This window comes from Aquimarina acroporae (assembly GCF_023195925.1).
GTDB lineage: Bacteria > Bacteroidota > Bacteroidia > Flavobacteriales > Flavobacteriaceae > Aquimarina > Aquimarina acroporae.
Genome location: NZ_JALPRE010000009.1, coordinates 236,710 through 255,543 on the forward strand (window position 1 = coordinate 236,710; position 18,834 = coordinate 255,543).

26 protein-coding genes are annotated in these 18,834 nt (G+C 32.9%); 7 read left to right on the plus strand and 19 right to left on the minus strand.

The window, feature by feature from the left end:
* Nucleotides 1–22: 22 nt before the first annotated feature.
* Together M0D21_RS14900 and M0D21_RS14905 are read right to left on the minus strand one after the other, a co-directional pair.
* Nucleotides 23–556, minus strand: coding sequence for a zinc metalloprotease (locus tag M0D21_RS14900; protein WP_248330906.1), 534 nt, complete (start codon nt 554–556; stop codon nt 23–25).
* A 7-nt stretch (nt 557–563) separates the two neighbouring features.
* Complete coding sequence (locus M0D21_RS14905; RefSeq protein WP_248330908.1) at nt 564–1,016, minus strand: DUF4870 domain-containing protein; 453 nt, start codon at nt 1,014–1,016, stop codon at nt 564–566.
* A gap of 154 nt (nt 1,017–1,170) precedes the next feature.
* Here M0D21_RS14905 and M0D21_RS14910 point away from each other — a divergent pair, with 154 nt between their 5' ends.
* The 3 genes from M0D21_RS14910 to M0D21_RS14920 all read left to right on the plus strand — a co-directional run bounded on the left by M0D21_RS14910 (nt 1,171) and on the right by M0D21_RS14920 (nt 2,846).
* Nucleotides 1,171–1,626, plus strand: coding sequence for a DUF4442 domain-containing protein (locus M0D21_RS14910; protein WP_248330910.1), 456 nt, complete (start codon nt 1,171–1,173; stop codon nt 1,624–1,626).
* A gap of 89 nt (nt 1,627–1,715) precedes the next feature.
* Complete coding sequence (locus tag M0D21_RS14915; protein ID WP_248330912.1) at nt 1,716–2,516, plus strand: TIGR00266 family protein; 801 nt, start codon at nt 1,716–1,718, stop codon at nt 2,514–2,516.
* A 132-nt stretch (nt 2,517–2,648) separates the two neighbouring features.
* Nucleotides 2,649–2,846 carry a hypothetical protein gene (locus tag M0D21_RS14920; protein WP_248330914.1) on the plus strand — a complete coding sequence of 66 codons (198 nt, stop codon included), beginning with the start codon at nt 2,649–2,651 and terminating at the stop codon, nt 2,844–2,846.
* Nucleotides 2,847–2,862: 16 nt separating this feature from the next.
* On the opposite strand, the gene M0D21_RS14925 is transcribed toward M0D21_RS14920, so the two are convergent.
* The 8 genes from M0D21_RS14925 to M0D21_RS14960 all read right to left on the minus strand — a co-directional run bounded on the left by M0D21_RS14925 (nt 2,863) and on the right by M0D21_RS14960 (nt 10,639).
* Nucleotides 2,863–3,813 carry a LysR family transcriptional regulator gene (locus M0D21_RS14925; protein ID WP_248330916.1) on the minus strand — a complete coding sequence of 317 codons (951 nt, stop codon included), beginning with the start codon at nt 3,811–3,813 and terminating at the stop codon, nt 2,863–2,865.
* 142 nt (nt 3,814–3,955) lie between these two features.
* On the minus strand, nt 3,956–4,378 hold the full coding sequence (locus tag M0D21_RS14930; RefSeq protein WP_248330918.1) for a DUF2141 domain-containing protein: 423 nt from the start codon (nt 4,376–4,378) through the stop codon (nt 3,956–3,958).
* A 163-nt stretch (nt 4,379–4,541) separates the two neighbouring features.
* The gene (locus M0D21_RS14935; RefSeq protein ID WP_394802470.1) at nt 4,542–5,876 is read right to left on the minus strand and encodes a DUF58 domain-containing protein; all 1,335 of its coding nucleotides are present in this window, start codon (nt 5,874–5,876) and stop codon (nt 4,542–4,544) included.
* Entirely contained in the window at nt 5,877–6,869 is a 993-nt protein-coding gene (locus tag M0D21_RS14940) for an AAA family ATPase (protein WP_248330920.1), read from the minus strand.
* Between the two features lie 2 nt (nt 6,870–6,871).
* The gene (locus M0D21_RS14945) at nt 6,872–8,062 is read right to left on the minus strand and encodes a DUF4350 domain-containing protein (protein WP_248330922.1); all 1,191 of its coding nucleotides are present in this window, start codon (nt 8,060–8,062) and stop codon (nt 6,872–6,874) included.
* Nucleotides 8,055–8,789: a hypothetical protein gene (locus M0D21_RS14950; protein WP_248330924.1), complete on the minus strand. Its 735-nt coding sequence runs from the start codon at nt 8,787–8,789 to the stop codon at nt 8,055–8,057. Before M0D21_RS14950 ends, M0D21_RS14945 begins: the two co-directional genes overlap by 8 nt.
* Nucleotides 8,782–9,690, minus strand: coding sequence for a hypothetical protein (locus tag M0D21_RS14955; RefSeq protein ID WP_248330926.1), 909 nt, complete (start codon nt 9,688–9,690; stop codon nt 8,782–8,784). Before M0D21_RS14955 ends, M0D21_RS14950 begins: the two co-directional genes overlap by 8 nt.
* Nucleotides 9,665–10,639, minus strand: coding sequence for a stage II sporulation protein M (locus M0D21_RS14960; RefSeq protein WP_248330928.1), 975 nt, complete (start codon nt 10,637–10,639; stop codon nt 9,665–9,667). The genes M0D21_RS14955 and M0D21_RS14960 overlap by 26 nt, the downstream gene beginning before the upstream one ends.
* Nucleotides 10,640–10,677: 38 nt before the next feature.
* Between M0D21_RS14960 and M0D21_RS14965 the strand changes: the two genes are divergently transcribed.
* Both M0D21_RS14965 and M0D21_RS14970 read left to right on the plus strand, forming a co-directional pair.
* Nucleotides 10,678–11,403, plus strand: coding sequence for an RDD family protein (locus tag M0D21_RS14965; protein WP_248330930.1), 726 nt, complete (start codon nt 10,678–10,680; stop codon nt 11,401–11,403).
* Nucleotides 11,404–11,514: 111 nt separating this feature from the next.
* Nucleotides 11,515–11,667: a hypothetical protein gene (locus M0D21_RS14970; RefSeq protein WP_248330932.1), complete on the plus strand. Its 153-nt coding sequence runs from the start codon at nt 11,515–11,517 to the stop codon at nt 11,665–11,667.
* 127 nt (nt 11,668–11,794) lie between these two features.
* Here M0D21_RS14970 and M0D21_RS14975 read toward each other — a convergent pair whose 3' ends face one another.
* The gene (locus M0D21_RS14975) at nt 11,795–12,523 is read right to left on the minus strand and encodes a peptidylprolyl isomerase (protein WP_248330933.1); all 729 of its coding nucleotides are present in this window, start codon (nt 12,521–12,523) and stop codon (nt 11,795–11,797) included.
* Here M0D21_RS14975 and M0D21_RS14980 point away from each other — a divergent pair.
* Together M0D21_RS14980 and M0D21_RS14985 are read left to right on the plus strand one after the other, a co-directional pair.
* Nucleotides 12,517–13,161, plus strand: coding sequence for an NUDIX hydrolase (locus tag M0D21_RS14980; RefSeq protein ID WP_248330935.1), 645 nt, complete (start codon nt 12,517–12,519; stop codon nt 13,159–13,161). The genes M0D21_RS14975 and M0D21_RS14980 overlap by 7 nt on opposite strands.
* A 42-nt stretch (nt 13,162–13,203) precedes the next feature.
* Nucleotides 13,204–14,007: a lysophospholipid acyltransferase family protein gene (locus tag M0D21_RS14985; RefSeq protein ID WP_248330937.1), complete on the plus strand. Its 804-nt coding sequence runs from the start codon at nt 13,204–13,206 to the stop codon at nt 14,005–14,007.
* Nucleotides 14,008–14,031: 24 nt separating this feature from the next.
* Here the strand turns inward: M0D21_RS14985 and M0D21_RS14990 are convergent, their stop codons facing one another.
* The 8 genes from M0D21_RS14990 to M0D21_RS15025 form a co-directional block, all read right to left on the minus strand.
* Complete coding sequence (locus tag M0D21_RS14990; protein ID WP_248330939.1) at nt 14,032–14,787, minus strand: LytR/AlgR family response regulator transcription factor; 756 nt, start codon at nt 14,785–14,787, stop codon at nt 14,032–14,034.
* A 4-nt stretch (nt 14,788–14,791) separates the two neighbouring features.
* The gene (locus M0D21_RS14995) at nt 14,792–15,265 is read right to left on the minus strand and encodes a DUF2306 domain-containing protein (protein WP_248330941.1); all 474 of its coding nucleotides are present in this window, start codon (nt 15,263–15,265) and stop codon (nt 14,792–14,794) included.
* Nucleotides 15,266–15,289: 24 nt separating this feature from the next.
* Nucleotides 15,290–15,598 carry a 2TM domain-containing protein gene (locus M0D21_RS15000; protein WP_248330943.1) on the minus strand — a complete coding sequence of 103 codons (309 nt, stop codon included), beginning with the start codon at nt 15,596–15,598 and terminating at the stop codon, nt 15,290–15,292.
* A gap of 36 nt (nt 15,599–15,634) precedes the next feature.
* Nucleotides 15,635–15,931: a 2TM domain-containing protein gene (locus M0D21_RS15005; RefSeq protein WP_248330945.1), complete on the minus strand. Its 297-nt coding sequence runs from the start codon at nt 15,929–15,931 to the stop codon at nt 15,635–15,637.
* A gap of 15 nt (nt 15,932–15,946) precedes the next feature.
* Nucleotides 15,947–16,294 carry a 2TM domain-containing protein gene (locus tag M0D21_RS15010; RefSeq protein WP_248330947.1) on the minus strand — a complete coding sequence of 116 codons (348 nt, stop codon included), beginning with the start codon at nt 16,292–16,294 and terminating at the stop codon, nt 15,947–15,949.
* Nucleotides 16,287–17,651: a 2TM domain-containing protein gene (locus M0D21_RS15015; RefSeq protein WP_248330949.1), complete on the minus strand. Its 1,365-nt coding sequence runs from the start codon at nt 17,649–17,651 to the stop codon at nt 16,287–16,289. Before M0D21_RS15015 ends, M0D21_RS15010 begins: the two co-directional genes overlap by 8 nt.
* Nucleotides 17,652–17,681: 30 nt before the next feature.
* Complete coding sequence (locus tag M0D21_RS15020; protein WP_248330951.1) at nt 17,682–18,305, minus strand: hypothetical protein; 624 nt, start codon at nt 18,303–18,305, stop codon at nt 17,682–17,684.
* A gap of 105 nt (nt 18,306–18,410) precedes the next feature.
* Nucleotides 18,411–18,830 (minus strand): DUF2141 domain-containing protein, encoded by a 420-nt coding sequence (locus tag M0D21_RS15025; protein ID WP_248330953.1) that lies wholly within the window; start codon nt 18,828–18,830, stop codon nt 18,411–18,413.
* Nucleotides 18,831–18,834: the final 4 nt, after the last annotated feature.

Genomic DNA, 18,834 nt, shown 5'->3' on the forward strand with positions numbered 1-18,834 from the left:
GATGATTTTTGATTGATGATGATTATTTTAATAGGTATTGATCGGTTGCTATTATCGCACTCGTGAATATGGTAGCTAAAAGATAATTGATGAGGTTAAATTTTAGACTATACCCTTGTTCTTTCGAAGCTTTTATCAATAGAATAAGAAGGGTAAAACATACCATGAGTGGAAGTATCCAATATCCCAATCCAAGCCAGTAGCTAATTCTAGCTTCATCGTTTGGATTAAAGACCGATACTATCATTGCCATTAAGCGAAAACAAAATGCAAAGAATAGAAACGGATACCAATACATATTTCCGGTTTTTCTAAGAATGTAAAAGAACGCAAATGCAGATGCTATTGTGAATAGGGGACCTGCTGAACTTACCAAATAACTATGCCATTTTGGTAGATATTCTCCTTCTACTAAAGAAACAGAATTAAGAGTCATTTTCATAGAGTATCCAAGTGTTTCTCCTGTAATGTAGTGTGCCAATTCATGAAAAATAAACGAAAGGAACACAGCCACAGCGGTTATCAAAATGTACTTTATGTTGATTAATGACTTCATCTTATTATTACTTTATAAAACGAATACTAAGAGGATATCGATACGATTCTCCCTTGTTGGCTTTTAGTGCTGCGGTTATCACAAAAATAATTTCAAGAAAGAAACCAATTAAGGCTACTACACCTATAAATGATGCTCCTATTAGTGTACTGAAACCAACAGGATCAGAAAAACTGATCGATATACCATCATGATGAAAAATATCGGTGATTGATGCATTTCCTAAAATCTTGAAAAGAAAAAAAGGAAAAGAAAACATACCTAATATTACAGAATATAATAGAATGCTAAGCTGAAAGTTTATAGCTTCTTTACCGTTCTGGTCTATAAATTCAGACTTGTCCTTATTGGTAGTCCATAACAAAATGGGAACTATATAATTTCCGAAAGGGATAAAGTACTTTGAGAATACCCCTAAGTGCATAAACGTTGCGATATTTTTGTGGTTGTTGACTGACATTTTTAAAAGTATATAATAGTTTCTTATGCAAATATATGTTTAAAAAAAGGTATTATGCAAAACATAGTACCATAATTTAACATAAATTTAAGATTTAATGAATTTTTTAACCATTCTACTTTTAACTATATTGTGACAACTAAAAGTTACTACAATGAATATAACTCCTGGAAAACTTAATACATTCTTATTGTTTAAATTACCATCTGCCTGGCTGTGTGGTGTGCGTGTAAAAAATATTGATAGAACCTCGTGTACGGTTTCTGTAAAACATAGGTGGATCAATCAAAACCCTTTTAATTCGATGTTTTGGGCAGTGCAGGGGATGGCGGCAGAGTTAACTACAGGAGCACTGGTTACAGGGTATATACAAAACAGTGGTAAAAAAATATCTATGTTGGTAGCCAACAATAATGCTACATTTACCAAAAAGGCAACAGGTAGGATTACTTTTGTTTGTAATGATGGTGACCTTGTTAAAAGTGCAATAGAAAAAGCTGTTGAAACTGGTGAAGGACAAACTGTATGGATGAAATCTGTAGGAACTAATAAGGATGGGGTAGAGGTATCGTCTTTTAATTTTGAGTGGACTGTTAAAGTGAAGAAATAACTATGATAATATGATTTGTTCTGTAACACTTTTAGAGAAAAGTTTACCTATAAGTAAAGTAACAATTCATTAATCAATAAAAAATAAAGATGACAGCACACGAAATAGATTACGAAATCATTGGTGAAGAAATGCAGTATGTGGAAATTGAACTAGATCCACAGGAAGGTGTAATTGCAGAAGCCGGAAGTTTCATGATGATGGATGAAGGAATCAAAATGGATACTATTTTTGGGGATGGATCAGAAAAGGACAAAGGAATAATGGGGAAAATTTTTGGAGCCGGAAAACGATTGTTAACTGGCGAAAGTCTTTTTATGACTGCTTTCTATAATGAGGTTGGAGGTAAAAAAAGGGTGAGTTTTGCATCACCATATCCTGGTAAAATTATTCCAATAGATCTTACCAATTATGGTGGTAAGTTCATTTGTCAGAAGGATGCTTTTCTGTGTGCAGCAAAAGGGGTGTCTGTAGGGATAGAATTTTCTCGGAAATTGGGAAGAGGATTATTTGGAGGTGAAGGGTTTATTATGCAAAAGTTAGAAGGTGATGGTATGGCATTTGTTCATGCAGGTGGTACTACAGCCAGGAAAGAACTTCAGCCAGGAGAAAAATTGAAAGTAGATACAGGATGTATTATTGGTTTTTCTAGTGGAGTAAATTATGATATTGAATTTGTTGGTGGGATTAAAAATACAATTTTTGGTGGTGAAGGGTTGTTTTTTGCAACTCTTACAGGGCCAGGAGTAGTTTACGTTCAATCTTTACCTTTTAGTAGATTAGCAAATAGAGTTCTTGCACTTGCTCCTAGGGCAGGAGGTAAAAGTAGAGGAGAAGGTAGTATTCTAGGAGGTCTAGGAGATCTTTTAGATGGCGATAATAATTTTTAATATTGTTAAATAAGCGCTAAAAAGCTGTTTTTTAAGTTTAATTTGCATATATTAGTAGTATTGAATGTTAAAAATGTAAGTTTATTCGTACAATTACTTGTGTAAACCTAATATTTTAACCCCTATTAATTTATGGCAAGAGCAATGTTTGATTACACCAAAACTGTACTAAAAAAAGTGAGTTTCGATGTTAATCTTTTTACAAAGGAAGTTCTTAAAGCACTAAACAGACTACTTCCGCACGAGATTGAAGAATTAAAAATCTGGATTCAATCTTTAGCAGTTAAACAACCAGAATTACAATCTTGTTTAATTTATTTAAAAACATAATAAAGAAAGCGACTTTTTAGTCGCTTTTTATTTTTGCTACGGGGCTTATGATTTCTACGTTTTGAAAGGTTATTGCTCCTTTTACTACCCCCGCTATGGTAGAATGTAGGGCCTCAATTATTTGCATTTTGAGTTCACTCTTGTTAAAAATAAGACTTACTTCTCTTGCGGGTGAAGGATCGTTAAAGTAATGGAGGTTAACTTTTTCACTTTCTTTAATGTCTAATGTATGTAAATAAGGAAGTAATGTCATTCCTAATCCCTCGTTTGCAAGTTTGACCAAAGTTTCAAAACTTCCACTTTCCAGCTGGAAATGATCTTCATCATAACTTTTTTGAGTTTTACATAAATTAATTATTCCATCTCTAAAACAGTGTCCGTCTTCTAATAGGAGCATATCATCTATATCAAGATCACTAATGTTGATTTTTTTATGTTGATTAAGTCTATGCGACGGAGGTATATACCCTACAAAAGGTTCATAGTACAATACTCTTTCTTTAATCCCTTCATTTTCCAGTGGTGTAGCAGCAATCGCGGCGTCTAGATGGCCGTCTTGAAGGCGTTCCATAATAGCCTCAGTATTTAGTTCCTCTATTTTAAGTTTTACTTTAGGGTACTTTTTAATGAAATTATTGAGAAACATTGGTAAAAGTGTTGGCATAATTGTAGGAATAACGCCTAATTTGAATTCTCCACCAATAAAGCCTTTTTGTTGATCAACAATGTCTTGTATACGCTCACTCTCATTTACGATATTTCTTGCTTGTTGCACCAACTTTGCCCCAACATCTGTTAGTTCAATTGGTTTTTTACTCCTATCAAATATTAATATATCTAATTCTTCTTCAAGCTTTTGAATTTGCATACTAAGCGTAGGCTGCGTTACGAAAGTTTTTTCTGCTGCCTTGGTAAAATTCTTGTGCTCTGCTACTGCAAGAACATATTTTAATTGTGTAATGGTCATAGGTTATTGTTTGGAGAACAAAAATAACAAAGCTATTGATATTACTTATTAAAAAAGTGTAAAAAATTTGTTTTATCTATAATGAAAATAAAAATACACCTTTCATAGGTGTATTTTTATGATTGATGAATGTGGTTTTGTATTATAATCTTATCTCAAGAGTTAAATCTTCACTCCCAACTTCAAATTTTGCATCTCCCCACATTGGCGGCCCATAGCTCATATTGTTATTCGATACTCCATAATTTTCTTTGGGCATTCCGTTGGCTTCGAAGTCCATTCTACCATTACCATTGGTGTCATGTAAACAAGTAATACCGTATTCTCCTACAGGAACATTAGTAAATGTCACCTTTGCTGTTCCGTTTTCGATTTCACTTTTTGCCGATTGTACTGGAGCTGCTTTCATAAATGTTGCTTCATTATATAAGGCAAATAAGACATCTCCTTCAGAACCGGTAACATTTGGAACAGTAACGGTGATAGTTATTCCTGAATCCGGGGTTTGTGCTTGAACAATGAAATTTGAAATTAATAAGGCGATTAAAAAGGCTAGAGTTTTCATATACTAAGATTTTATAGTTATTTGATATGTTTGAACAGTTCAAATGTCTAAAAATCAGATATGCTTAAATAAACTATTCTACCCAATTGTAAATATTATAGGATGAATTGTAAATAAAGCGCAGTAATGTGTTTTATTTTAAATTAAAAAGAGGTTCAAAGTGTTATAACAATCCTCGAGCCTTGATTTCTAAATATTTATTTATGGTATTTACCGTGAGATTTTCTGGTGCAGTAAGAATACAATGAATACCGTGTTTATTTAATTCATTTACAATCATTTTCTTTTCATAAACAAATTTTTCGGCAATGGTTTTTTCAAAAATTTGTTTGGTAGATATGGCCTTTTGATCTAATAAAGAAGTAAGTTCTGTGTTTTCAAAAAAGATAACAACTAATAAATGATTTTTCGCCAGAGTTTGTAAATATGGTAATTGTCTATGTAAACCATCTAGGGTTTCAAAATTGGTATATAGTAAAAGTAAACTACGATGGGTAATATTTCTTTTGATATCTATGTATAACCGTGCAAAATCTGATTCTACAAAATCTGTGTTTATATTGTATAATGTCTCTAAAATAAGATTCATTTGCCCTTTTCGTCTTTGGGCTATAGCCATATTTTCAACCTTTTTAGAAAAAGTGAACATCCCAGCTTTATCTTGCTTTTTCATAGCGATATTAGAAATGACCAATGTCGCATTGATAGCATAATCGAGCAAACTCAATTCGTTAAAAGGCATTTTCATCACTCGACCTGTATCGATAACTGAATAAATGGGTTGTGATTTTTCATCCTGATATTGGTTTACCATCAGATGGTTTCTTTTTGCCGTAGCTTTCCAATTGATATTTCTAATATCATCTCCCGTAACATAATCCTTAATTTGTTCGAATTCTAGAGTATGTCCTATTCTCCTGATCTTTTTTAAGCCATAAAGTTTTAATTTATTAGTAAAGGCAACAAACTCGTATTTTTTCAGCTGTAAAAAAGAAGGGTAGGTGGGTACCATAGCCTCTTTTGACGATTGCTGTCGCCTGCAAACTAATCCTAATGGTGATGAGGTATAGATATTAAGATTCCCGAACTGATATTCGCCCCGCTCTGTGGGACGTAAATGATAGGTGAATTCTTTTTCTTCTGAGGGTTTAAGTTTTGACCGAATCTCAAAATCTCTGCTTTGAAATTGTATAGGTAGTTCGTCAATTATTTTTATACTACTGGTAAACTGATAACGATTTACAACGGTTAACTTAATTGGATTTTCGTCTCCGTTTGATAATTTATCGGGTAATAACCTATGTGCTTGGGTACCTAGTTTATTTCTGTATAGCAGTAAAATATCAAAAACTAGAGCCACAAGAAGAGTATATAATAAGAGTTTCGCTACTCCGAAAATATTTTCGAAGAAATACGATACTATAAAAAGTACTGCGATCGAGAAGAAGACAGTAAAAAATAGTTTTTTAAAATATAAACTCTTCAAAAATGATTTCACTTATCTAGGGATTTCTATAGTTTCTATAATTTGTAATACAGCTTTTTCTGTGGTAAATCCTTCCATTTCTCTTTCAGGAGTTAGTATTATTCTATGTCGTAAAACCGCCGTAGCTACTTTTTTAATGTCATCGGGTGTGACAAAATCTCTTCCATTTATGGCTGCCATAGCCTTAGACGCATTCATAATGGCAATAGATGCTCTTGGCGATGCTCCCAGATATAGGTTACCATTGTTTCTTGTATTATTTACAATCGAAGCGATATATTTTAGTAAGTTATTTTCAATAACAATTTCTTTGATAATTTCTTGATATTCGGCAATTTGTTTAGCATCAAGAATAGCGGTAATCAATTCTGAAGGAACAGCATTTTTTCTTTGATGATGCCCTTCTAATATTGTAACTTCTTCTTCAACCGAAGGGTAGCCTACATTAATTTTAAACAAAAATCGGTCTAATTGAGCTTCTGGTAAAGCGTAGGTTCCTTCTTGTTCAATTGGGTTTTGCGTAGCAAACACCAGAAAAGGTAATTCCATTTTATTTTCAATACCGTCGATAGTAATTTGTCGCTCTGCCATCACTTCAAACAATGCTGCTTGGGTTTTGGCGGGCGCCCTATTGATCTCATCAATAAGTATGATATTTGAAAATATTGGCCCTTTTTTGAATTCAAATTCTGAGGTCTTTACATTAAAAATAGAAGTACCCAAAATATCACTGGGCATCAAATCGGGAGTAAATTGTATTCGGCTAAAATCTACATTCATGGTTTTTGCCAATAATTTAGCAGTAACAGTTTTTGCTACTCCAGGGACACCTTCTATTAAAGAATGTCCATTGGCCAAAATAGAAATAATGAGTAGTTCGATCATATCCTGTTGACCTACAATTACTTTTGCCAACTCATCTTTTATAGTTTGTACCGATTGCTGTAGGTTCTTTAGATCGATTCTACTATTAAATTCTAGTGGGTTTTCGTTGGTGTTTTCCATATCTATATCGTAAATTCTTCTATTTTTTTATTGAGTTCTATAAGATCTACTTCTGTATGAAATGATCTACTCCTTAATGTGTTTATATATTCAATAAGTGTAGTAGTTTCTTCAATAGAATGGCCGGTTTTAACGGCTAGTCTATTGATAAACTTCTTATCTAATGTATTTGTTTTGAGATAATAATTACTTCTAATTCTCTCTAAGAAATAGGTAATTTTTTTAACAATAATATTGCTGTAATCTTTATGCTGAAAATAAAGATCACCAATAGTTTTTGTAAATTCTATAGAGGTGTTTTCAAGAGGCTTGACTACGGGGATGATTCGCTGTTCTCGTTTTCCGGTAAAGATTACAAATACAATTAAGCCAATCATCACTAAATAATATGCCCACTTTAACGACGTTTGATTTAGAACAAATCGCATAGGAGAGTCGATGACCTTCCGTCCATCTTTCAAATAATCATCCCAGTATACGGTATTTGAATCGTTAATAAATGACAAACATTTCGCGGCATATTCTTCGTTACCCTTCAGCATATAATAATTAGAAAAAGCTTCTGGTAAGGTATTGAAGTAAAAATTTCCTTCACCTTCTTCAACCTTAATGAAGTTGACTTGATCAATGTCTTCTAATTCATCACTTTTTAAAAACCCTAAGGCTGTTGTTTTGGTGGTATCAAAACTCTTGAACACCGTTCGGTATACATTTTTCTTAAACTTAGGTAGTGGTTTCTCTTTTAAAGACTTCGAAAAGAAAGTTGGAGTAATCTCTTCTTCTGTAAGTTGATATTCAATATCGGTTTCAATAGCCAAAGAATCCTGCAAAATAGATCCAAAACTTTGTCCAGCCATAAAAACTGAATTTCCTTCTCTTACATAGGTAATGAGTTTTTCATATGACCTTTTATCAAGATTGATATATGAATTAATAAATATATACGTAGAGTTATCCTTTAGCTCGGTGTTGCTCAAAAAATCATAAGGGTTGTTGGGGATCAATACGACATCTTTGTTTTCGTTGAGTGATTTTAATTCTTCGAACAAAACATAACTACCAAAAGGAATTTTATCGGTCGAGGTGTAACTAGATCTCCAGTTAATGGGTTTTGGTCTTACAATCTCAGTAATAATGATGGTAAGTAAGGCTATACCCAATAGTATTAATATGTTTCTCGATCTTTTATCCAAGAGTGTTGATATTTTGATTTAGTTGATCAAAAGATTGTTTTGCATTGATAAATGAAGCTTCATCAAGGTCAAATTTCCCATACCATATGTAATCATATAAGTATGACACACGGTTGAAATTTTGTTTTAATGTAATGTCTGATATTTCTCTGTAATAATCGGTATTGGTTTTTTCGAAATGATAATCGATGAAATTTTTGATAGATAAGTCCTGTAGTGCTTTTAAATACATATATCGTATAGCTAAGCGATAATTCTTTTCTTTCAGTGCATTTTTTATAAGTTCGTCCAGATTTATTTTTTCAATATGTTCCTCACTTATAGGTATAGGAGCCACAAGAGTATTCTTTTTTCTGAAAAATGAAACTGCATCTTTACCTGCCAAAGCCTTCACAATAATGTAGATGGCAATACATATTAATAATATATATATTAGAGTTTCGATCAGTTTGGCCATTTCAGGACTAATTTGAACACCAAACATATCTTGTATTCCTCTAAATATCCAATTTAAAAATCGCGCCAAATAATTTTGTGTTTCAGCTTCAGTGGTATCATAGTAGAACTCCGATCCATTATATTTTTCAGATAGATCATCAGAAAAATGCAAAGGTAAAACTTTACTATTATCAATATTAACCTCTAGAGAATCCTTCTGACCCAAAACCAGAGAGAAATTTAAAAGTGCAGCAAACACCAATATAATATGAACTACCTTTTTATTCACCTGTACCAATTTGATCTATTCGTTCTCTTGTTTTAACATTATATTTTTGCTCATGAAGGGAGAAGTATAAAATCCCATTTACAAATTGAGAAATAGATTGCGAATAAGCAAGGATCACTAAAAAGATACAAAGGGAAAAAGTATAAATAATTTTTGCCACTGCCGATTCTGCGATGACGGTACCATTTTCTACGATATGGAAAGAGTAAAAACCAACCAGAACACCTGGTATGGTTAATAAAAGGAGTAAAAGTATTCCAATTAATAAACCAAGAATAAAATTAACGCCAACACATTTCCAAAAATTACTTTTTACCAAATCCCAACCTTCACCAAGACTATCGGTTACCCCTTTGTTTTCATTCAGCATTACCATAAAAGATACTCCTATCCATGATGTGATCCAAAACTGAATGACGTACTGCGTTAAGGTTCCTAGAAGTGGTATAAATGCCAAAATCACTGAAACTATCATAAAGGCAAAATATATGAACACGATGAGCAGGATAAACAAAAAGATGCTACCAAGGTTGTCTTTAATAAAATTCCAGACAATTTTTCTATCTGTAATTACCTTTTGATGTTCTGTATACTTTATCATATACGAAGAAGCCAAACTATAGTTTAATGCAGCTATGACAATAAAAACCAAAAAGAACAATATTGCTCCCAGGCCTATGTATAGATTTGCATCAGAATCTGGCCCAGAACTATTAAATGCACCTATAAAACCAGTTACCAAAAGGTAGCTACTCAATAATATAAGTAATATGAAAATACCATTATAGCTTATAAATATATTGGTAAAGCTTTTCAAGTTTTGTTTGAAGAAATCGAAGTATACCGTAATAATATCCCCTAAATCTCTTCGTTGTCTAAGTTCTATGTAATTTTCGTTCATTAGCCTTGTTTAAAATAATAGGGTATATGATATAATAAAATATAATCAAACTTAGGGAACCAAATATGATTATCATTGCCAACCACACGGGCATATTAGAGTAACGTGTTATAAACCCTTCTATAAAACCAGCAATGATAAAAAAGGGTATAGTACTAACCACAATTTTTAATCCATCTTTGGCACCTTTCATAAAAGATACCCGGCGAGAATAGGTCTTCGGGAAAAGAATACTATTTCCCATTACCAGGCCGGCACACCCGGCGATAATAATTACCGAAATCTCTATAGTACCATGTAACCATACAGATTTTGAAGCTTCAAATAATACACCTTTAGTATAAAAGAAAGTCATAAAAGCTCCCAACATTACTCCATTTGAAAATAGTACATATCCTGTTCCAATAGACGTAATAACACCTAATGCATATGCAAATAGAGCAACTTTAATATTATTGATAGTTATTCCCAAAAAAGAGCCTATCATGCTACCACTTTTGTAAATTCCTGTTGGGTCTCCTTTTTCAATATTGCTTAAGGTCTCGTTTACATAAGAATCCCCCAAAATCAATCTTAAGAAAGAAGCATCATTTAACGCAGAAATCATTCCTATACAACAGGCAGCACCAAAAATTAAAAAGGTATATAGTAGTGTTTTATGGTGTTGATAAAAAAATAAAGGGAATTCTGTTTTCCAGAATTCGAGTATTCTGTTTTTATTTTCTTTTTTATTAATATAAATTTTTTGATGCGCCTGAGATGCTAGTGAATTCAGATAAAGTAGTGTTTTACTATCGGGATAATAGGTTTGCGCATATGATAAATCATTGGTTAAATGAATATAATAATCCGCTAGTTGATCGGGGTTTATCTGTAAGTTTTCCCCAATAGCTTTTTCAAAAGCGATCCATTTTTCTTTATTTTGCTTCACGAAAGCTGCTTCCCGCATCTATCAATTTTTGGTTAAAGATAATGACTTACTTGTAAATGGCAAATTTAGCAATCAATACAACACAGAATGTAAACCTTGATTATAAAACCGTTAGTATCGGTGAACGAATGCTAGCAGCATTAATCGATTTTGCTATTTTCTGGCTTTATCTTTTTATTGTAAACTTTATAACCTCTCTCGTTGGAACGGCTTTTCAGGATAATTGGACCGTTTTTGGAATTCAGTCGCTATTACTACTACCAGTAATGTTCTACTCTTTATATATGCATATTATTTTTAATGGACGAACCGTTGGTAAAATGATTATGAAAATAAGAGTAGTACGAGTAGATGGTTTACCAGTGCATTGGAGTAATTATCTTGTGCGTTGGATGCTCAGGTTGGTAGATATCTGGATTTTTTTGGCTTCGGTTGGTATTTTAACCATACTTTTCTCAGACAAACGCCAACGCTTGGGAGATGCTGCTGCTGGAACTGTGGTGATTTCTACAAAACAAAAAGTTAAGATTTCGCATACTATTCTAGAAGAACTACAAGAAGATTATGAACCAAAGTTTACCAATGTTCATAAATTGACCGATAAAGATGTGAGATTAATAAAAGAAACTTATTTGATTGCAAAAAAATCTAACGATTTTAAAACACTTACTGCACTAAGAAATAAAGTAGAGGATGTGTTAGAAATAAAATCAGACTTATATGATCGTCAGTTTATAGACACCATCCTCAAAGACTATAATTACTATACTCAAAAACTGTAGTAGATTAAGTTTCCTATAATTTCTTACTAAGCTATTGGAATTTTTTGCTAATAGGGTAACAAAAATAACCCTTTGTTGATATGAAGATATAAATCATTAAATCTTTATATCATGAAAAAAAAGAATTTAAAAAAACTACAACTAAGTAGAGAAATGGTTGCAAAACTTAAAGGAGGTATTGCTCATCCCATGGGTGAGTACAAAGAGCGTGTGCATTGGTATGTTGGTACCAGGGGCCGAAATACTTGTTTTTGTGAATTCTAAAACTATTGGGATCACATGTTAAATTCTTTAAGCGGACTTAGGTCCGCTTTTCCTTTTAAAAATAGAAGTATGAGATAAGCTTTTTTATAGCAAATTAGTTGTTGAATATATGCTGTTTTGTTTTGAATTATTTTATGACTTCGGCTTTGATAAATATGTTTTCAATTGGCCATTCGCTACCATCTACAGCAACATTAGATATTTTATCGGCAACTGTTAGTCCCTTGACAACTTTGCCAAAAATAGTATGTTCACCATCTAAATGATGCGCTCCATTCTTGGCCAAAACAATAAAGAATTCGTAAGGAGTAGATCTGTTAGATGGGTTATTGACCCATTGCTTAGACAAAGCAACAACTCCTCTAGTGTGCTTTAATCCTTCAATTTGTTCTTGAGGAATAGTGTACTCGCCAATCTCAAAACGTAGATTAGCCATTTCTTGTCTATCGCTATTTCCTCCTTGTATTACAAAACCTTTGGCTACACGGTAAAAAAATGTTTCGTCAAAATACTTCTGCTTTACCAAGTATATAAAGTTTGCCCGGTGTATTGGGGTTTCCTTAAATAATTGTATGTCGATGTCTCCATATTGTGTCTTTACCCTAACCAAAGTTTCTGGATTTTCCTCTCCATACGTAGTCATGAACTCCAAAAGGTTTTCATTGGTAAGTCTAAAAGGTTCTTCTTCATTTTTTGTAGCGTTCGTTGTTTCAGAATTTACATCTGAAATATCTTCTTTTTGCTCTTTTGTAGAATTTACCGTATTCTTATGTTTCTTTTTAGATTGTGTATCTTCACAACTGGAGAATAAAAAAAAGCTAATAAAAAAGACTAAAATAGATCTGGTAAATGACATTTGAAACATTTAAAAATTTAATTCCAAAAATACAGAAAATGTCGGTACCGGGAGAATCTTCCCACTTTATTATGGCTCCTGAAATGCGAGTAAGAGAGTTAAATCATATAAAGATAGAGGAAAGAAACCCGAGAAATGCAGCGGTTATGATGCTTTTTTATCCTAAAGAAGCTCAGACGCATATTGTTCTTATTTTAAGACCCGATTATGAAGGGGTGCACTCTGGTCAAATCGCTTTGCCTGGAGGAAAAGCAGAAACATACGATTTAAACTATACAGAAACTGCGCTTCGCGAAACCGAAGAAGAAGTAGGGGTATATTCAAAAACGGTAAATGTGGTAAAAACCCTTACCAAAGTGTATATACCACCTTCTAATTTTTGGGTGCATCCGTTTTTAGGATATACGGAAACAAGACCCAATTTTGTGCCGCAAGAAGAAGAAGTTGCTAAGGTTATTGAAGTTCCGTTATCAGAATTAATGAATGATAACAATATTATTCCTGAGATATTAACAACTTCCTACGCAAAAAATATTGAAGTACCTTCTTTTAAATTAAATGGTTACACGGTTTGGGGAGCCACAGCAATGATGTTGAGCGAACTTAAAACCTTTTTAAAGGGTTCTATGGAAATATGATTTTGTATCTTTGGCAATCTAAATACAACCGATATTCTACATATGGGATTATTTAAAAGAAATCCATTTGGTCATATATTGTTTTTAAAAACTTGGCTCATTCGAATTATGGGGTCTATGACTCACAGGCGTTACCGAGGTTTTAATGAACTTCAAATAGAAGGTAGTGAAATCATAAAAGATCTTCCTGATAATAATGTGTTATTTGTCTCAAATCATCAGACGTATTTTGCTGATGTTGTAGCTATGTTTCACGTATTTAACGCAAGTTTAAGTGGAAGAGTAGATTCTATCAAAAATATAGGTTACTTATGGAAACCTAAATTAAATTTATATTATGTAGCTGCAAAAGAAACCATGAGAGCTGGTTTGTTGGCTCGAATCCTGGCATATGCAGGAGCTATTACGGTAGAGCGAACTTGGCGTCAAGCAGGTAAAGATATAAATCGTCAGGTTAAAATGAGTGATATCACTAATATTAAAAGAGCTTTAGAAGACGGTTGGGTGATTACCTTTCCTCAAGGAACAACAAAGCCTTTTAAACCAATTCGTAAAGGTACTGCTCATATCATTAGACAATATAAACCCATTGTTATCCCTATTGTTATTGATGGATTTAGAAGATCTTTTGATAAAAAAGGAATCCGTATTAAAAAACGTGGGATATTGCAATCTATGGTTATTAAAGAACCACTGGATATTGACTATGAAAATGATTCGATAGATGATATCGTAAGTAAACTAGAATTTGCAATAGAGCAACATCCTTCATTTCTTAAGGTGATCCCACAAGAAGAGTTAGATGCCGAGGAAGAATTGAATAAAAAACGACAGTGGGAGTACTAATTGTATCTACACAGTTATCTTTTTTTATTCTAACCATGTTTTAAAATCTTTTACCCGCTCTCTGGAAACTATAATTTCTTGTTCAGAAAAATGGTTTAGTTTTACTTGTAACCTTGAATTTGTATAAGAGATAATATCTTTGATCGAATTAATGTTTATGTAGAACTTTCTGCTTACCCTAAAAAACTGTTGGGGGTTCAATTCCTCTTCCAAAGATTCAAGTGTAGTGTCTATTAAATAATTTCTGTTTTCCGCGGTATGTAGATAGGTTCCTTTGTTTTCAGAATAGAAGCATTCGATATCTTCTACAGAGAAAATTTTGAGATGTTGTCCTACTTTGGCTGTAAATCGTTTTTTGTACTGTCTATCCATTGGATTTATAAGTAGTTTTTTGATATCCTCAAAGTCTACTTGAATCGATTTACTTTTGGGAGTTTGTTCTTTATATTTTAATACTGCTGCTTCCAATTCTTCATCATCTATTGGTTTTAATAGGTAATCTATACTGTTTAGTTTAAAGGCTTTTAGAGCGTATTCATCATAAGCCGTGGTGAAAATAATAGAGCTTTTGATATTGATGGCATCAAAAATCTCAAAAGACAACCCATCACTTAGTTGAATATCTAAAAAAATAAGATCTGGATGTTCATTATTGCTAAACCATTCTATTGATTCCTGTACAGAGTGCAACATTGTATGCACATCGATCTCAAGGTCATTTAGCATTCTGTTTAATCTTCTTGCAGCTGGTTTTTCGTCTTCTATAATGATAACATTCATAATTTTAACTATATCTTAAATTTTGTGTTTTTTTGATTTTTCTTTTAATAAGTAATGACCCTACAAAACAGACAAGCCCTGTACCAATACCCAAACACCAAATGCCGTAGGGATGCGGAATAATTCTTGCCGACATTTCTGAAACAAATGCTGCATAGAGTCCTACAATACTCCAGCTCATCACTCTTAAATGCTGTATATACCAATCTTTTACTTTTTTTCTATTTAAAACAGGATACATACCACCAAATAATGCTATTAAGCTAATAATAATCATGACATGAAAAATACCGAAGCCACCAAAAAGATGATAAATTCCAAATCCGGTTAGATTCATTAATAGCATAGATACCACATAAATGTATCCAATAATGACATGAAGCTTCGTGCCTTTGGTAGTTAGAATAACGTAGGTTCCTGTTATCAAAGAAATAATGGCAAAGATAAGGTGTATAAGTCCTATTGTGCTATGAACCATAAGTATACGATTTTTGGAAGACGATTATTCCCAAAGTTGTTTTTGGTCGTCTTGTTCTTCCTCCATATACTTGCGTATCTTTCGCTCTTCCCAATCTTTGTCAAACATAGGGTTAAGTCTATAAGCTCTTGCTGCATGAAACGCAAGACCGATTCCCCAACCCAAAGCAGCCCATAAGAACCAGGCATAGCTCCATTCGTTTTGATAATAATTTAATCCGGCCAAAAATCCTATGATAACAATATATGATATTAAGTTATTGTAGAACTTTTTGAGTTCATTTACACGAGTTTTTGCGCGTTCATATCTTTTTTGTTCTTCAAGAGTTTTCATGATGGTATAAGTTTCTTTAAGGTTAGAAGGACCATTTTAAAAATCCTCTTTGTCCATAAGTTCTTTGATTTTACGTTCTTCCCAGTCTTTACTAAATATTTTATTCGTGTTAAAAACTGTTATTCCGTGAATTAATAATCCGATTCCCCATAAAATGGGTGTGATATATAATTTCCAATCTAATAAAGAGTCAATGCCATTGTCAATAACCTGAGAGTTGATAAAAAGGAGTGCTATGTTTATGATAATATAAACTGTCAAGTGATTGTAAAATCCCTTTTCTTTCTCAACCCTCATTTTGGCTCTTTGGTATCGTTGTTGTTCGTTTTTCATGATGATGTATTGTTTTTAGAATTGATCTTTATCCATATACTCATTAATCTTTCGTTCTTCCCATGATTTAGAAAACAAAGACCAATTCTTTAGTTTCTTTTTAATTTGTTTTTGTTTGAAGGTCCAAAGTCCATGCCCCAGCAGTACGATTCCCCATAATGTGGGAATAAGCACCAAATTAATCATAAGCCATCTTTTAAACTCTTCGTCATCTACATTCAGATTTGCTTTTAGTTGAAACAGTATTACTGCCATGATTATGTTCATACCTATGTATACTGCAAGGTGAACATAGAATCCTTTTTCTTCATTAAGTCTTCTTTTGGCTTTTTTATATAATTTTTGATCTATCTGATTAGTCATAATTTTTTCTTTTAGATTCCTCCATATACTTTTGAATCTTTCTTTTTTCCCAGTTTTTACCTAAAACAGGGTGACGGTCAAATGCTTCCATATAGTGAAATAATACTCCTAATCCCCATCCTAAAATTGGGAAAATAACCCAAGGAAAACCAAAACCGGTCGTTTTGTAATTTATGAATGCCAAAAAGGGAATAACAATGCAGTAGGAGATAAAGTTCCCATAAAACTCTTTGATCTTTTTTACTTGCTCTCTAGCTCTTTCATACTTGAGGTTATTTATTGTATCTATATTGTCTATATTTTGTGAAATTTCCATGTCTATTATTTTTATCTTTTTTGTTAATACCGGAAGCTCTGCTATAAAAGCGTCTTCCGTTTTATACACCGAGAATTTTCTTTTGGTAAGAAGTGCATACCGTTGCTGAACATTTCCTAGTCCTACACCACTACTTTGTTTAACCACTTCCTTGGGTTGTAAATTATTCTCGACTACTAGAAAACCATCTTTCTCATATATTTTTATATGAAGCGGTTTTTCTGGCATTACAACATTGTGTTTTATTGTGTTTTCAAGTAAAATTTGTAATGATAATGGTACCACTCTCGCCTCTGGGTTTGATGCGCGCTCAGGCATTTCAAAAATGATACTATCTTCAAACCTTAACTGTACTAGAGTCATATAGGTTTTTGCAAATTTTAATTCTTCATCGACAGTAACTAGTTCTTTATCTTTTTGCTCAAGTACATAACGGTATACTTTAGATAAAGAAGTTGTGAACTTCTGTGCCAATCTTGGGTTTTCTTCAATAAGCGAGGTCAGCACATTTAAACTGTTGAACAAAAAATGCGGATCTAATTGGTTTTTCAGTGCTGCAAACTTTGCAGATGCCGTACCCGCAATTATTTTTTGTTCGGTAATTTTTTGCTTTTGTAGCTCTTTATAAAAGTAAAAAGCGTGAAAAAACAGAGAAATCAATAAGGTGATTAAAAATGCAACTATGTAATAGCTTAATTTTTCGTTTTCTATAAACCTCTTGAAGGAATTTCCGTAGAAACCAACCGACATAATTAGTCTCACTATTCCATATACAATCATGGTAACAGTAATTGATCCAAGAGCTCCTACCCATAATCTTTTTTGAGGTTGTTTATCCCAGGTATACCATCTGTCCAGACTATTAAAGAAATATATATTTGATAGCGCCAAAGGAAATGCAAACATAAACTGTATTAAAGTATCTTCTAGAATTTCTCCAAAAGAGATTGGTTGGCCTAAGGTAAATAAGAGTTCTACAGCCTCTATAATTACCGCAATGACGATACTTATTCGTAATATTTTTACAATATTGGTTTTCATGTCCTTTGGTTTTTTAACATCCATGGCAGACTACTTGCAATTTTGCTGAATTCGTGCTACCTGATCTTTACCCCAAGATGGATAAAATGGAATGTCGTTGCTCTTCGCCTTTTCAAAGTACAAGATAGCTTTTTCTACCTCAGGACAAAAGTCTTTAGGGTCCTTACCCCAGAATTTGGCTCCTCCCATTTTCCATTCTGCATGGTACAAGGTTGCTCTTGGATTTTCAGGCTCTAAAACTTTAGCTTTTCTATAAAGCTCCTCTACTTTTGCAGATAATAACGGCCCATTTACCGATGGGTTATATACCACGTAAGCCGTATTCAACATGGCTTCCATAATCAAGATTTCTGCATTTTCCTTAGAGAATGTTCTCGATTCATTAAGAAAACCCTGTGCCTTTTTAAGTCTCGATTCTATCTCATTTGCATCTTTAATGTTAAACGTTGTAATAATATGTACTTGTGCAGCATAGTAAAAAGGTAACCAGTTATCTTTTTCGGCTCTACCAATACGCTCGAAAAGATTAATTGCTTCATCTGGTTTTTGACTACCCCATAATTCAAAGGCTTTATTCATGCCTTTTTCATATGGAGACTGAGCTTGCAGCGTAGTGCTAACTATTATTGTAAATACTATTATAAAAGTTCTCATAGTTGTGTTTTTAAATAATTATAGTGTAAAGATGCTTCGGTTGGGTGTTTTTTTATAGTTTTTCTTACCGAGTTGTAGCTTTTTAGGGATGAAATGTCACCAATGTTATAGTTTGATATTTTGAACAACTGTTTGATCTGAAACTATGAACCTGGCATCTTCCCATTTTGGAGGTCCAAATTTGCCCTTTGCATTATTACTGGTTCCATAAGGCTCTGTAGGGATTTTGAGAAAGGTGTTCAGTGTTTGGTTATTATCTTCATCGTGATAAAGTGAAATAGCATATTCTCCGGGTTCAATATTCTTAAAAGTAACTTGAACACCATCTATTTTTGCTTCTATATCAATTCCCTTATATATTTTGTTCAAGAAACTGTTTTTGGTAGTGTATAACCCTACTCTAATGGTACCTTCGTTAGATTTTATTCCATTAATGTTAACTTGAATAGATTGAGTTACGTCTTGAGAAAAAATAGATGCGGAGCTTATAATAAGCATTAGGCAAGTGGTTAAAATAGTTTTCATCGTA

Coding starts and splice junctions, on each gene's coding strand:
- M0D21_RS15025 (WP_248330953.1), bottom strand. CDS start 18,830: ATGAAAACTATTTTAACCACTTGCCTAATGCTTATTATAAGCTCCGCA.
- M0D21_RS14910 (WP_248330910.1), top strand. CDS start 1,171: ATGAATATAACTCCTGGAAAACTTAATACATTCTTATTGTTTAAATTA.
- M0D21_RS15015 (WP_248330949.1), bottom strand. CDS start 17,651: ATGAAAACCAATATTGTAAAAATATTACGAATAAGTATCGTCATTGCG.
- M0D21_RS14995 (WP_248330941.1), bottom strand. CDS start 15,265: ATGGTTCATAGCACAATAGGACTTATACACCTTATCTTTGCCATTATT.
- M0D21_RS14990 (WP_248330939.1), bottom strand. CDS start 14,787: ATGAATGTTATCATTATAGAAGACGAAAAACCAGCTGCAAGAAGATTA.
- M0D21_RS14920 (WP_248330914.1), top strand. CDS start 2,649: ATGGCAAGAGCAATGTTTGATTACACCAAAACTGTACTAAAAAAAGTG.
- M0D21_RS14925 (WP_248330916.1), bottom strand. CDS start 3,813: ATGACCATTACACAATTAAAATATGTTCTTGCAGTAGCAGAGCACAAG.
- M0D21_RS14900 (WP_248330906.1), bottom strand. CDS start 556: ATGAAGTCATTAATCAACATAAAGTACATTTTGATAACCGCTGTGGCT.
- M0D21_RS14915 (WP_248330912.1), top strand. CDS start 1,716: ATGACAGCACACGAAATAGATTACGAAATCATTGGTGAAGAAATGCAG.
- M0D21_RS14970 (WP_248330932.1), top strand. CDS start 11,515: ATGAAAAAAAAGAATTTAAAAAAACTACAACTAAGTAGAGAAATGGTT.
- M0D21_RS14930 (WP_248330918.1), bottom strand. CDS start 4,378: ATGAAAACTCTAGCCTTTTTAATCGCCTTATTAATTTCAAATTTCATT.
- M0D21_RS14980 (WP_248330935.1), top strand. CDS start 12,517: ATGACATTTGAAACATTTAAAAATTTAATTCCAAAAATACAGAAAATG.
- M0D21_RS14985 (WP_248330937.1), top strand. CDS start 13,204: ATGGGATTATTTAAAAGAAATCCATTTGGTCATATATTGTTTTTAAAA.
- M0D21_RS14955 (WP_248330926.1), bottom strand. CDS start 9,690: ATGAACGAAAATTACATAGAACTTAGACAACGAAGAGATTTAGGGGAT.
- M0D21_RS14940 (WP_248330920.1), bottom strand. CDS start 6,869: ATGGAAAACACCAACGAAAACCCACTAGAATTTAATAGTAGAATCGAT.
- M0D21_RS15010 (WP_248330947.1), bottom strand. CDS start 16,294: ATGACTAATCAGATAGATCAAAAATTATATAAAAAAGCCAAAAGAAGA.
- M0D21_RS14905 (WP_248330908.1), bottom strand. CDS start 1,016: ATGTCAGTCAACAACCACAAAAATATCGCAACGTTTATGCACTTAGGG.
- M0D21_RS14960 (WP_248330928.1), bottom strand. CDS start 10,639: ATGCGGGAAGCAGCTTTCGTGAAGCAAAATAAAGAAAAATGGATCGCT.
- M0D21_RS15020 (WP_248330951.1), bottom strand. CDS start 18,305: ATGAGAACTTTTATAATAGTATTTACAATAATAGTTAGCACTACGCTG.
- M0D21_RS15005 (WP_248330945.1), bottom strand. CDS start 15,931: ATGAAAAACGAACAACAACGATACCAAAGAGCCAAAATGAGGGTTGAG.
- M0D21_RS14965 (WP_248330930.1), top strand. CDS start 10,678: ATGGCAAATTTAGCAATCAATACAACACAGAATGTAAACCTTGATTAT.
- M0D21_RS14975 (WP_248330933.1), bottom strand. CDS start 12,523: ATGTCATTTACCAGATCTATTTTAGTCTTTTTTATTAGCTTTTTTTTA.
- M0D21_RS15000 (WP_248330943.1), bottom strand. CDS start 15,598: ATGAAAACTCTTGAAGAACAAAAAAGATATGAACGCGCAAAAACTCGT.